This is a genomic window from uncultured Zhongshania sp. (assembly GCF_963975605.1).
GTDB lineage: Bacteria > Pseudomonadota > Gammaproteobacteria > Pseudomonadales > Spongiibacteraceae > Spongiibacter > Spongiibacter aquimaris.
In genome coordinates this window covers 1-12,265 of record NZ_CAXBHN010000011.1, presented here as the reverse complement: position 1 = coordinate 12,265, position 12,265 = coordinate 1, and the positions used below count along the sequence as shown (strand labels likewise).

Below are 12,265 nucleotides of genomic sequence, written 5' to 3'. Positions count from 1 at the left end.
CACGCCTGCATTTTTATGTCCCCGTGGCACAGCTGGATAGCGCGGCCCCCTCCTAAGGGGCAGGTCACAGGTTCGAATCCTGTCGGGGACACCATTTTCAAATACAAATGACCACACTGCCCAACGTAGATCCACTTATAATTATATCCACGGCACATTAGAGGCTCCGCGGCATGAATAGCATTTCATCCATGCGCAATATTTCTGTTGGCAACTATTTCATCCATGCGGTACTTAGCAATGCGGCGGCCCATGGTCTCGATTCCAAGCAGTTACTCCTTGCCGCAGGGATCTCCCCAGAACTACTAGGTCAAACTAATGCGCGAGTTTCAGCAATAAACTTCTGCCGCCTACAAACAGCCGTAATGAAGGAAATGAAAGACGAGTTTTTAGGATATGGCCCGTCTCGCTACGTAATCGGCACCTGGACGAATATGTGCCACTCCGTCATCCACTGCACGACTCTTGGTCATGTCATGGCGAGATACTGCCGCTTTTATCAAATGTTCGACTGGGGCTTACAGCTGCGCTTTGAAATCAATGGTGATAAAGCCAAAATTGTTTTCGAACGCGGTAACACCGATCACCCTGTTAGCGAATACGGTTTCGAGCTCGTGATGTTTAATTTTCATCGATTCTGCAGCTGGATGGTACGCCGACACCTGCCGCTCATTACCGTGAATCTAGCGTATCCCGCACCTGCTCACGCCCAGGAATACCGTCACCTATTTCTAGGCCAAGCAGTATTCTTCAATAAACCGCGCACGGAGATCATTTTTCACCGCAGCCTAACCGAACTAGCAATTGAACAAAACGAGCAATCCCTGCAGCGCTTTTTACAGCATCCCAGCCTGGTGATGTTAATTCAGCAGTATCAAGAAAAAAGCTGGACCGATCAGGTGCGTATGATCGTTAACAAGCGCTTAATCGACACACCCGGCATTGACGAGATTGCAGAGCAATTGCATTTGCACCCGCAAACCCTGCGCAGAAGACTCGCGCAAGAAGGGACCACCTTTAACGACGTAAAAACCCAATGCCGACACGACACCGCCTTATACCATCTCGGCCGCAGCAATCTATCGATTGAGAGTATCGCGCAGCGCACTGGATTCTCTGAGTCCAGTGCGTTTACCCGGGCCTTTAAAACATGGACAGGAATGACTCCACAAGATTATCGTCGTCGTATGTGAGTCGTTAAACGTGACACGCTTTGTTTAAAGTACAAAGCGTGTCTAAGCACATTAAATAAAACGTACGATGTTTTGCGGGGCCTTATGCGTCACCGCGATTTTTCGCCCAATCACTTCGCTATCACCTTGCAATATGGCGTAAGCCGCATCGTCATCGGCAGCGGTATTTGCCAGAAAACGACGACCGTCTTCTAAACGACCAATCACAATACCCACGCTCGGCTTACCGCGCTTATAAACAAGTGTATAGGTTTCGACCACAGCCTCACCTTCAGCCTGCTCAGCCAATTCCGCTACCGGCAAGTTATCAAACGTCGCCTGTAACGTCGGGTCAGCATTATGGCAAGGCGTTTGTGGCGCTTGGGCAGAATACAAGCCCACCGACTGTTTCGACAAAAAGCCGCCATTGGCGGTGATCAACCCGAAACCGTCGGACGTTTCCCGTAACTTATCAGTCAAACTGGCAATCGCATGGGTGCTGTAATTATTTCCTGCACCGCCGAAAAAGGGTAAACCGCCAGTAACCGTTAGATCCCTGTCGATATTCCAGTCTAAATCCATCGCCTCACAGGCAGCCAAAACCGCGATGGGAAAACAGCTATAAATATCCAAAACGTCTATGTCGGAAATCGTTTTTCCCGCTGCGTTAAGTACGCCGCTCAACGTTAACTTCATTGATTCGGACACAGCTAAATCTGGTCGAGCAGAAACGTAGCGATCATCAACATCTGCATAGCTATGCAGGTAAACCCACTGTGATTCGGGAATACCAAACTCAATCGCCTTATCAACCGAACACATCAATAGTGCCGCGCCCTGATTGACCGCATCCTGCGCCACCATCCACTTTGTATGTGGTGATGCTACCCAATAATTCTCCGCTGAGACGGTATTTAAAAACTCCGCGCTACGAGCCACTGGAAATTGTGAATAGGGATTGTTGGCTGCGACATCAGAAAACTTCGCAAATAACTCAGAGGCTAATTGCCGGTGCTCACCAACGCTTAATTTATGACGTGCACGCCATGCGTTCTCGAACAGTGGGTAGACTTGGGTCGGAAAGGTGATGCCATGAGCAACTTCATGCGGAGTAAAGAGCCAATGACAACCACGATCATCGAGCTGACCGTCAATTGTCTCACTCCAGTCCAAGCTTAGCCCGGCCCGGTTAGCTTGCTTCATGATCCCTGTTGCTTCAGCACCGGCTATTAAGCCAAGCGACATTTCACCAGAAGCGATCTTCTCGGCAAACTCATTCACAAAGCGCTGAGGAGAATGCCCTCCTTCGCGTCCGTAAATAGCAGTTTCAGGATCTGCGCCGATCCGCTTAGCCAGCGATCGGGGAATATTATTACTTATCCCAAAGGGCCCTTTGCCCCCCGGAACTGAATCAACAAAGCCGCGAATGAAGGCAATGGTATCAATCTCGGATGCTAGATCACTCTTTGCGCCTGCTGCGTTGATAGCTGATATTGCCGCTTTAGCGGCGATATCAACGGGTGACATTGCCGTTTCCGCAGTGATTTCACCACGAAACACATATTGTCCAGACGCGACCAGAATCGGTGTTGTATTAGCCACAAAGCTTCCTCATTATTGTTAGTACTCCTTCAACATGATATTGACTGGTTCAGCGCGACATCTCAGCCAAGGTAGTTAGAGATTGCGCACAAGATCGCTAGTAGCGGATAAAATATCAAAGGCCCTAATAACACTGTTGCAGTTATCTAGATAAAACAGAAAAGCAGGCTTCACATCAAACTCAGGAAAAGACCTAAGTTCACAGTGAAACCCGCAATCATAATTATGAGGGAGTTACATAGCTAATTGAAATGGCTATGGCGCCACTATATTGTCGCGCGCGCCAACAATACGAATGCTATCTAAAGCATCTTGACGCTCAAGGGAAACAACCTGCCAATTCCGACCATTAACGTCGCATACCACCTTAAAGGAATCCGCATCGCGCGCGATCACTTGCAATACAATAGTCGGGCTAACCTGGCTTCCCATGGCACCTTTAAATTTCAAACGTACCGGGCTCTCCTCACTTCCGTATTTGGTGTTAGCTTCCGACTTACACATTTTAGCCGCCTGAGTAATATATGACCCTGCAAATGCCGATTGGCCCGCACTGAGAGCTAATGCAGAAAATAAAACGGCGGTGAGGGTAATGTTTTTACGGTTTTTCATAGTCTTCTCCAAAGGCCCAAGTAATTCATTGTGGCGCCTATTAACGCCGACTTGCTCATTCACGGAACCCAGTCTAAGATCTATATTAGCGCACAGGAATACCAAAAAACTCACATAGTTTGTGCAAAAATGGTTAGCTTGAAAAAGGCATTATAAAAATGGACAGCATCAACTGGGACGATATTCGCTACTGCTTGGCGGTGATTACTGAAGGTTCTGTCACTGCAGCTGCAAAAAAACTTGATGTAAATCACGCAACAGTATCTCGACGAATTAGCGGTTTAGAATCCGTACTAGGCGCCCCGCTGTTTGATCGTTCCACCAGTGGCTGGCTTGTCACTCCTGTCGGCGAAGCCGTTATTCACTCCGCTGAACAAATAAATGAACAGATACTCGGCATACAGCGGACGGTTCAAGTTGACCGGCAGGAATTGAGTGGCAAGTTAAGAGTAACGGCCTTGGATGTATGCATCCAAAGGATATTGATGCCTGGCCTTAAAGCTTTTTCCGCGCGCTATCCAGATATCAATATTGAACTCATCGCCTCGGAGAGCACATTTAATCTTGCCGGACACGAAGCCGACATTGCCTTCCGCACAACCAACGAACCGCCCCCAAATGTACTAGGCACCAAAATAGCTAAATTCGCCTACGCCATCTACGGCAGCAAAAATCTATATCAACGCTATTTAACAGGCGAGCACCAGATCAGTGGAATAACTTGGATGGGCGACGGCCACACCGTGCCGCCGTGGATGCAAAAAACATTTCCCGGCATGCAGGTTCGCTACCGGGTGAATTCGCTATCAATTGCTTACGATTTAGTGGCCCAGGAATTTGGGTTTGCCTTACTGCCATGCGGCTTAGGTGACGCTGACCCAAGTCTCACCCGCATCGACAGTGATTATATCGAACCCGGAATGGACTTTTGGCTGCTGTCGCACATTGACTTACGCACAACGGCTAGAATCAGAATATTTCGAGATTTTATGTTAGACGCTATCCAGCCTTACATTCCACTCATTGAGGGAAGAATGACCAGTGAAGAGGTGTTTGGCCTCCGCAAGCAAATGGGACTAGCTTAATGCCCGTGACCGCAGGCCAAGGCCATTAAGCTAGTAAAATTATAATGACTGGAGCAAATGGCCGCCATCCACAGGCAAGGCAACACCGCTTATAAACGAACCCGCGCTACTCGCCAACATGAGCAATGGCATAGTTAATTCATCCATTTGACCCAAGCGACGCGGCGGAATTTTATTCAAATACTGCGCGCCTTTTTCTGATTGAAAAAAATCAGTGTTAATTTCAGTTTCAAAATAGCCGGGGCAAAGTGCATTAACCCGAATATTATGCCGCCACAACTCCTGCGCGCTATTTTTAGTAAGCTGAATAACGCCGGCCTTGGCAGTGGCGTACAGGGTATTATTTGAGCTGGGCTGCAAACCAAGAATAGAGGAAATATTGATAATACTCCCCCCGACGCCTGCCTTAATCATTCGCTCTGAGGCCTCGCGCGACACTCGCCACACCGCTTTTAAATTAGTGTCGACGGTAAAATCCCATTTATCTTCCGTGCTGTCGACAAAGCGGCTAGGGTCGGCAACCCCGGCATTATTAACGACAACCGTTACCGTACCGAGATTCGCTTGCACCTGGTCAAACGCCGCCACCACTGAGCTGCCATCGTTTACATCCATTGCTACGGCCATTGCCTTACCGCCCGCCGCCTCAATATCTGCAACAAGGCTCTCTAAGCGATCCACTCGCCTCGCCGCTGCCACGACCGTCGCGCCAGCCTGCGCCAACACCTTGGCAAAATGTACCCCTAAACCGCTAGAGGCACCCGTTACTAACGCAAGCTGCCCTGACAAGTCGAGGCTCTTTATCACTGCATCATTCATACATTAATTCTCTGAATTTTTACTCGCCCGTCTCAATTAGAGCCCAGCCTAAATCAGCCAAAGGCGCGGCAAGTGCGCCGTAGTCCATTGCTTTTTTGCTGGACGCGTTGCCATCCAATGCGCGCTTGTATACGCCTTGCAAAATGGCGCTCAAACGGAAGAAAGAAAAAGCCAAATAGAATACCCAATTATCTATCTCGGCTATGCCTCGACGCTGACAATACTGCTGTACATAGGCTTTTTCACTTGGAATACCCAAGAGCTCACGATCAACACCCCCTAAGCCAGGAATAGCCGCGTCACTCGGAATCCGAAGCTGCATACACTGGTAGGCTAAATCCGCATAGGGGTGACCGAGAGTAGACAACTCCCAATCAAGCAATGCCAATACCTCACTGCTATCGTGGGCGAACATCATGTTGTCGAGCCGGAAATCACCATGATTGATACACACCAAGCCATCATCTGCAGGCAGATTATCGCTAAGCCACACCATCATTTTTTCCATAGATGGCACCGTTTCTGTTTCACTGGCGCGATACTGCGTAGTCCATCGACTTAGCTGACGCTCAAAATAATTCCCAGGCTTGCCGTAATCACTTAGGCCCGCCTTTTCAATATCGACACTGTGTAGATCAGCTAACACTTTATTCATGGCGTCATAAATGGCAGTGCGTTCTGCGGGTGTTTGCCCTGGTAAAGCGGCATCCCACATAATCCGACCATCAAGAAAATCCATCAGGTAAAACATCGAGCCAATAACACTATCGTCGTCACACAATACCCGCATTTTAGGCACTGGGACGTCAGTTGAGGCCAATGCGTGCATCACCCGAAACTCGCGATCGACTGCATGAGCAGACTTTAATAGCTCACCCGGCGGTTTGCGCCGCAGCACATATTTGCCACTGGCAGCCTCAATCAGATAGGTTGGATTAGATTGACCCCCGGCAAATTTCTCTGCTGAGAGCGGCCCTTTAAACCCGTCGACATTCGCTTCTAGATACGCCGTCAATGAGACTATATCAAGCTCGAATTCATTTGCCATTGTGCTCCCCTTTTAACCCGCATAACGGTCAATGATTTGTTTACCCAAGGCCATTTGATGCACCTGATCGGGGCCATCTGCTTGACGGCACCAGCGCGCATAATTAAATGCTTCCGCCATGAAGTAATCTTCGGTCAAACCACCTGCACCGTGCAACTGCATGCAACGGTCAATCACATTCTGTACGAGTAAGGGAACCGTTGTTTTAGTTGCCGCAATCATGTCGGTGGTTTGCATGGGACCCTGCTCATCAATCAGCTTACAGGTTTTCAAAACCAACAAGCGCGCCATTTCAATCTCAGAAAAACTCCGAGAAATCTCTTCGCGCACTGACTGATGCTTGCTCAAGGGCTTACCGAAAGTGGTACGTGATACCGCACGCTTACACGCTAGTTCCAGGGCACGCTGTGCCGCACCAATCAAACGCATGCAGTGATGCATACGACCTGGTGCCAAACGACCCTGTGCAATTTCAAAACCGCGGCCCTCACCCAATAGTACGTTTTCTAATGGCACCCGTACATTGTCGAAAACCATTTCCGCGTGACCAATAGGCGCATCGTCATATCCCAAGGTCGTCAATGGTCGGGTGATCGACATGCCAGCGGTGCCAGCCGGCACCAATACTTGGGTCTGCTGCTTGTGACGACTCGGGTTATCTGGGTCAGTTTTGCCCATCACGATAAAAATTTTAGTGCGTTCGTTCATTGCGCCAGTGATAAACCATTTCCGGCCATTTAACACCCATTCATCGCCGTCTTTAACAATACTCATTTGTATATTGGTGGCATCGCTAGAGGCGACTTGCGGCTCGGTCATCGCGTACGAAGAGCGAATATCACCGTTTAGTAGCGGCGTTAACCACTTCTCGCGCTGGGCATCGGTCGCGTACTTCATGAACACTTCCATATTGCCGGTGTCTGGCGCATTGCAGTTAAACACTTCTGGCGACCACAATACGCGACCCATTAGCTCCGCGAGCGGCGCGTAATCCACAAAGCTTAAACCACCGTGTTCGCAATATTGCGAGTATTCTTCTGGGCAAAATAGATTCCACAAGCCGGCGTTTTTGGCCTTTTCTTTCAGCTCATCCATTAACGGCACAATAGCAAAACGGTCTTTTGCGCCGTGCAATTGCTCTGCATAGGCTTTTTCATTTGGATAAATATGCTCATCCATAAACGCGCCGAGTTTGTTTAACAGCGCTTGTCCTTTTGGGCTTGGCGTAAGATCCATAACTAAATCCTCTTTTGCGTAATACGGCGACAAGTCGCCCTAAGTGTAAGTAATTAAATGGCGATGCCCTGAGCTTTCCAGATGCGGCACCGCATTAAACATATTCAAACTAAAATTCATACCGCGGGTGAAATAGCGAGTCACCCCCGTGTTTTTTGCCTGTAGATTGGTATTCACCATAGTCTCGACATCTAGCGCGAGTACCTCTCTTAACATGGCACTAATAGGACCGCCGGAGGTAACCACTAACACGCGCCCCTTTACTCCCGACAAGTCCTCTATAGTGCCGCGAACCCGCCGCTCGAATTCAGCCCACGGCTCGGCAATATTCTTCAACTCATTGCGGCTCCAAGCCATCAGTGCCACGCGTAACATGCGATAAAAGCTCTGCGAATCGGCAAGGTTGATCTTCCCACCATCAAGCAAGTCGCCATTTAAAGCGATATAAGCGCCGACCAAACTATGGAAGTCATACTCGTTCAAGCCTGGGAGTTCAGTGGCCTGAGGCGTAACGATAGACGATTGCGCCAAGGCATCACGAATTCCCGCCAAGGTCTCGCGATGACGTCGCATCGTACCGGTAAACACGGCATCAAAACGCTGTTCGGCATCGGCAAAATGTTCGCCCAGCAAGCGGGCCTGCTCCCAGCCAACTTCAGTAAGACGGTCGTAATCGTCGGTACCAAAGGCAGCTTGCCCATGTCGGACCACAATGACTTCAGCCACAATTGTCTCCTACTATCAACACGGTCATGGAAATTACCACCGTCCTTATTTATATCGCCTCGCGCAGAACGATCAGCACAAGTAAATTCGATGAGACAGCATCATAACGCCAGCACATTCATTATTGAAATCTATTATTTTTATCAAGCATAATAAGCTATGCTTATTTTACTTTGGGTATAACAAGGCAGGCTTTATGAACACATCAAAAATAGATCTAAATCTGTTTACTGTCTTTGACGCCATCTACTCACAGCAAAGCCTGACCCGCGCCGCGGGTGTTTTGCACGTTAGTCAGCCCGCTGTTAGCAGCTCGCTGGCGAAATTGCGCAGCATCTTCGACGACCCATTATTTGTCCGCACCAGTACCGGTATGACGCCAACCCCACTGGCCAGGCAACTCGTCAGCACGGTTCGGGAATCCTTGAAAAATCTGGATAATTGCATTGCGACACGAATTCCGTTTGAGGCTAGCACCGCAAGGCGGACCTTTCGCCTGCACGCCACCGAAAACGCCGAATTAATTTTACTACCCGTGCTACTAAAACAACTTAAACAGCACGCGCCGCAAATTGATTTAGAGGTCGTATTTATTGATCGGCGTGAAGTAGCGTATGAAATGGCCAGCGGCAAAATACACCTCGCCGTAGACGCGCCGCTACTTAGCCACCCCGAACTGCTTAGTCAGCCCTTGCAAACAGATGACTATGTTTGTGTGATGCGAGAAAACCATCCGCTCACTGCGACAGAGTTCAGTTTAGATGACTTTTTGGAGCATGAGCACATCCATATTTCCAGCAGAATGAAAGGCTCAGGTCATATTGATTTAGCATTGCGATCTATTGGCCAAAAACGTCGTATCGCTCTACGCTTGCAACACTATGCAGCGCTGCCCGCATTACTGGCGCAATCTGACTTTATTGCCGCCGTACCGGCAGCCGTTGCCACTCATTGGCAGTTATCCAACCGCCCACTGCCCTTCGATACACCTAAGTTAGAGCTACAACTATTCTGGCACAAAAGCGTGGAGCACGACCCAGCGGTACTATGGCTGCGTGAATTCACGCTGGCCTTAGGGCACTAAAGCGCCATTTTTTATTAATTGATCGCGTTGTCTGACAACTGCTGATTCATTCGATAGCGCCCTGGCGCCAAGCCAAACCAGCGTTTAAACGCTTTTTGAAATGAACTTTGATCGCTAAAACCCAGCTCAGCTGAAATTTCGAGCAAGGCCAACTCACCCTCATTCACTAACTGTTTCGAGCGTTGCTTACGGGCATCGTCAACAAGGCATTTAAAATTGGTATCGGTATTATTCAAACGGCGCTGCAGCGTGCGAGGGGCCAAGCCTAGCTCCGCGGCAACCTCATCTAATTTGGGCACACCATTGGGCAACTGCCGCACAACACAGGCGATAACATCTTTGACAATGCGATCTTCCATTTGCAATTTGGCCAGCTCAGATCGCGCAGTTTGCACCAGAGAATTATAAATACCGGTATGGGGGAAACGGGTTGGTCGCTCAAGAAAATGGCGGTCAAACTTCACCATACTGACGTCACTATCGTACTTTACCGGCGCCTCTAAAATACGCTCGATCTCCGTCTTCTCAGTCGGACCAGAGTGACTAAAGTACACCTCACGCTGATTGCACCAGCGATCTAGAATCACCTTATTGGCGCGATACCAACTGGTAAAAAAGAACTCGGTTAACTGTCGCGACACCGGCTTGCGCTCAGGTACGACCCATGCCAAACACGTCCATTCATCTTCCGTCTCGCTGTACATCACATCGCCATGATCAATCAGCAAACGCGAAAAATTCGCTACCGCATCAAATGCCGCCCTGGAATTTGGCGCACTCATGCCGATATAGCTCACCATACCCCACGCGGTCGGCGACGAGTCTGCCCCCGCATGCGCACCCAAGAAAGTATCATCCAGCATGACACTAGCGACATCTAGAATCACTTCAAAAAGGCGCAGCGGAAAACGTCCCTGCACAGTCAAATGCTGCTCTGGTGTAAATCCTACCGCGGCGATCAGGCTCTTGGCACCAACACCACGATTTTCAATGTACTGGAGCAAATCCACCAAATATTCAGAACACACTGTCGGTGTACGCACGACACAACCCTCAAAAATAGGCTTTGTATAAAAACCTGAAAATACTTAAGGCAACTCTGATTAATTCGGTAATGTCTCAGCGGAGTCTCTGGCGCGCACTGGTAAGTGATGCGGCACTCCGACGCGGCGCGAAGATCAAGGCTGGTTGTCCTTGATGACGGTCCGACGTTTCGGCGTCGCAACGCAGTCCAGTGTGCGCCAGAGGCCCGCCCTTCGGGGCTTAGCCAAAAATAGCTCGGCAGTGTTACCGTCGCTTGAAAGGCAGCCAGCCTTCCTGCACGAGAGCCTGCCCCATGAGCGTAGCGAGTGCTGTGGGTACGGCGCCTTGCCGAGCCATTTTTGGCTAAGCCTGAGGCGTCACCGAATTAATCAGAGTTGCCTTAACTCAGTAGATAACTATGCCAGCATGACACAGCGCAGACAATAAAACCGGAACCCATGGAACAATAATCCAAGTGACGCTTGTCGGCGTAAGTAATTGCAGTACAATCAAATAAGTAAGTAATAAAAATAAGACTCAGCGGGACGCTCACAAATGCTCGTTCATCAGTTCTTCGATTTTCATTGTCAACGTAATCCCAACAACCTCTGCTTGATATTTGCGGGAACACACTACAGCTATCGAGATATTTCGCATCAATCAGAGCAGCTCGCACGATCTCTGCGCAGCGAAGGGCTAGAACACGGCGACCGCGTGGCCGTGCTATGCGAGAATTGCCCCGAATATTTAAGCTTGATGATGGCCTGTAGCCGCATTGGCGCAGTGCTAGTGCCTATCAACTATCGGCTCGCACCCGCCGAAGTATTATTTGTACTACAAGATACCAAAACCAAATTACTGCTCGCACCCGACGGTAAGTTAACCGAATTAGTCGAGGGCTTGCGACCGCTGATTAGCGGATTAACCGTGATCTCGACCACCGAACAAGGGGACTACAACTGGCAGAATTGGTTAGAGCATGGCGCTGCCAACACTGCCGAAACCAATTTCAGTAAATCTGATCCCAACACCTACTCTGCTTTTTTACAGCTATACACCAGTGGCACCACCGGCAATCCCAAAGGCGTTGTAATAAGCCATCACAATATCATCGCCCTCTACACCATGAGCCAAACCTCGTTGCCGGTAAAATCAGGCGTGGGCACTAGAGACTTAGTCTGTGCACCCAATTTTCACATTGGCGGCTCTGGCACTTTACTGCTCCCCATTTTGGCTGGGGCCAGCGTGGTCTTGCACAGCAGTTTTAACCCCGTCGCCATTGTTGACGACCTTGAGCAACTGCAAATAGACAATATGTTTATTGTGCCCGCCATGATCATGGCTATTATTGAATATGTGCCGAATATTGAGCAGCGCGATTTCAGTCATCTGAAACAATTGCTGTATGGCGCTTCACCGATTAGTACCGGCCTGCTCGAAAAAGCCACGAGCATTTTTAAATGTGACTTTTATCAATGCTACGGCATGACAGAAACCACCGGCACAGTCGTTTCTCTATCTCCCGCCGACCACGCCTTAGCCCTCAACGGCAGGCCCGAATTATTGCAATCCTGCGGTCGCCCGCTAGCCGGTGTTGAAGTCAAAGTCATCAACAAGCAAGGCGAAGCGCTTGCAAGCGGTCAAACCGGAGAGCTATTGATTCGCTCTGAATCGAATATGCAGGGCTATTTCAATTTAGAACAAGCCAGCCGCGACACTGTCATTGACGGTTGGGTGCACACCGGCGACTCCGCCATGATCGATGAGGACGGCTACATTTTTCTTCGCGACAGAATCAAAGACATGGCGGTTTCGGATAATAAGTGCAATTGGTAAGAAGGAGGCCAGCTGGTAGAGT

General features: G+C 49.4%; 11 protein-coding genes and 1 tRNA gene. 5 read left to right on the top strand and 7 right to left on the bottom strand.

The features are described 5' to 3' along the window. Positions 1-17 precede the first annotated feature (17 nt). Positions 18-94: transfer RNA gene (locus tag AAC007_RS10755), tRNA-Arg, on the top strand. A gap of 79 nt (positions 95-173) precedes the next feature. Continuing rightward, positions 174-1,193: an AraC family transcriptional regulator gene (locus AAC007_RS10750; protein ID WP_339676678.1), complete on the top strand. Its 1,020-nt coding sequence runs from the start codon at positions 174-176 to the stop codon at positions 1,191-1,193. Between the two features lie 51 nt (positions 1,194-1,244). Here AAC007_RS10750 and AAC007_RS10745 read toward each other — a convergent pair whose 3' ends face one another. Further along, complete coding sequence (locus tag AAC007_RS10745; RefSeq protein ID WP_339676676.1) at positions 1,245-2,774, bottom strand: acetyl-CoA acetyltransferase; 1,530 nt, start codon at positions 2,772-2,774, stop codon at positions 1,245-1,247. A gap of 255 nt (positions 2,775-3,029) precedes the next feature. Next, positions 3,030-3,386 (bottom strand): hypothetical protein, encoded by a 357-nt coding sequence (locus AAC007_RS10740; RefSeq protein ID WP_295872494.1) that lies wholly within the window; start codon positions 3,384-3,386, stop codon positions 3,030-3,032. 158 nt (positions 3,387-3,544) lie between these two features. On the opposite strand from AAC007_RS10740, the gene AAC007_RS10735 reads away from it, so the two are divergent. Next, positions 3,545-4,471, top strand: a complete 927-nt coding sequence (locus AAC007_RS10735) for a LysR family transcriptional regulator (protein WP_339676675.1) — start codon at positions 3,545-3,547, stop codon at positions 4,469-4,471. 39 nt (positions 4,472-4,510) lie between these two features. On the opposite strand, the gene AAC007_RS10730 is transcribed toward AAC007_RS10735, so the two are convergent. From AAC007_RS10730 to AAC007_RS10715, 4 genes are read right to left on the bottom strand one after another with little or no spacing between them, the layout of a single operon-like run. Beyond that, entirely contained in the window at positions 4,511-5,290 is a 780-nt protein-coding gene (locus tag AAC007_RS10730) for an SDR family NAD(P)-dependent oxidoreductase (protein ID WP_339676673.1), read from the bottom strand. A 19-nt stretch (positions 5,291-5,309) separates the two neighbouring features. Further along, entirely contained in the window at positions 5,310-6,338 is a 1,029-nt protein-coding gene (locus tag AAC007_RS10725; RefSeq protein WP_339676672.1) for a phosphotransferase, read from the bottom strand. Positions 6,339-6,350: 12 nt separating this feature from the next. Then, positions 6,351-7,574, bottom strand: coding sequence for an acyl-CoA dehydrogenase family protein (locus AAC007_RS10720; RefSeq protein ID WP_339676671.1), 1,224 nt, complete (start codon positions 7,572-7,574; stop codon positions 6,351-6,353). Positions 7,575-7,613: 39 nt separating this feature from the next. Continuing rightward, positions 7,614-8,300: a histidine phosphatase family protein gene (locus AAC007_RS10715; RefSeq protein WP_339676668.1), complete on the bottom strand. Its 687-nt coding sequence runs from the start codon at positions 8,298-8,300 to the stop codon at positions 7,614-7,616. 196 nt (positions 8,301-8,496) lie between these two features. Between AAC007_RS10715 and AAC007_RS10710 the strand changes: the two genes are divergently transcribed. Beyond that, positions 8,497-9,384, top strand: coding sequence for a LysR family transcriptional regulator (locus AAC007_RS10710; protein WP_339676665.1), 888 nt, complete (start codon positions 8,497-8,499; stop codon positions 9,382-9,384). Between the two features lie 14 nt (positions 9,385-9,398). Here AAC007_RS10710 and AAC007_RS10705 read toward each other — a convergent pair whose 3' ends face one another. After that, a complete protein-coding gene (locus AAC007_RS10705) occupies positions 9,399-10,427 on the bottom strand; it encodes an AraC family transcriptional regulator (protein ID WP_295872509.1) in 1,029 nt (342 codons plus the stop codon). A gap of 535 nt (positions 10,428-10,962) precedes the next feature. Here AAC007_RS10705 and AAC007_RS10700 point away from each other — a divergent pair. Further along, positions 10,963-12,243, top strand: a complete 1,281-nt coding sequence (locus AAC007_RS10700) for an AMP-binding protein (RefSeq protein WP_339676659.1) — start codon at positions 10,963-10,965, stop codon at positions 12,241-12,243. Positions 12,244-12,265 lie beyond the last annotated feature (22 nt).

What these genes read in the sequence shown, in the direction of transcription:
- AAC007_RS10730 (WP_339676673.1), bottom strand. Translation starts at nt 5,290, where the DNA reads ATGAATGATGCAGTGATAAAGAGCCTCGACTTGTCAGGGCAGCTTGCG.
- AAC007_RS10735 (WP_339676675.1), top strand. Translation starts at nt 3,545, where the DNA reads ATGGACAGCATCAACTGGGACGATATTCGCTACTGCTTGGCGGTGATT.
- AAC007_RS10740 (WP_295872494.1), bottom strand. Translation starts at nt 3,386, where the DNA reads ATGAAAAACCGTAAAAACATTACCCTCACCGCCGTTTTATTTTCTGCA.
- AAC007_RS10700 (WP_339676659.1), top strand. Translation starts at nt 10,963, where the DNA reads ATGCTCGTTCATCAGTTCTTCGATTTTCATTGTCAACGTAATCCCAAC.
- AAC007_RS10750 (WP_339676678.1), top strand. Translation starts at nt 174, where the DNA reads ATGAATAGCATTTCATCCATGCGCAATATTTCTGTTGGCAACTATTTC.
- AAC007_RS10720 (WP_339676671.1), bottom strand. Translation starts at nt 7,574, where the DNA reads ATGGATCTTACGCCAAGCCCAAAAGGACAAGCGCTGTTAAACAAACTC.
- AAC007_RS10710 (WP_339676665.1), top strand. Translation starts at nt 8,497, where the DNA reads ATGAACACATCAAAAATAGATCTAAATCTGTTTACTGTCTTTGACGCC.
- AAC007_RS10725 (WP_339676672.1), bottom strand. Translation starts at nt 6,338, where the DNA reads ATGGCAAATGAATTCGAGCTTGATATAGTCTCATTGACGGCGTATCTA.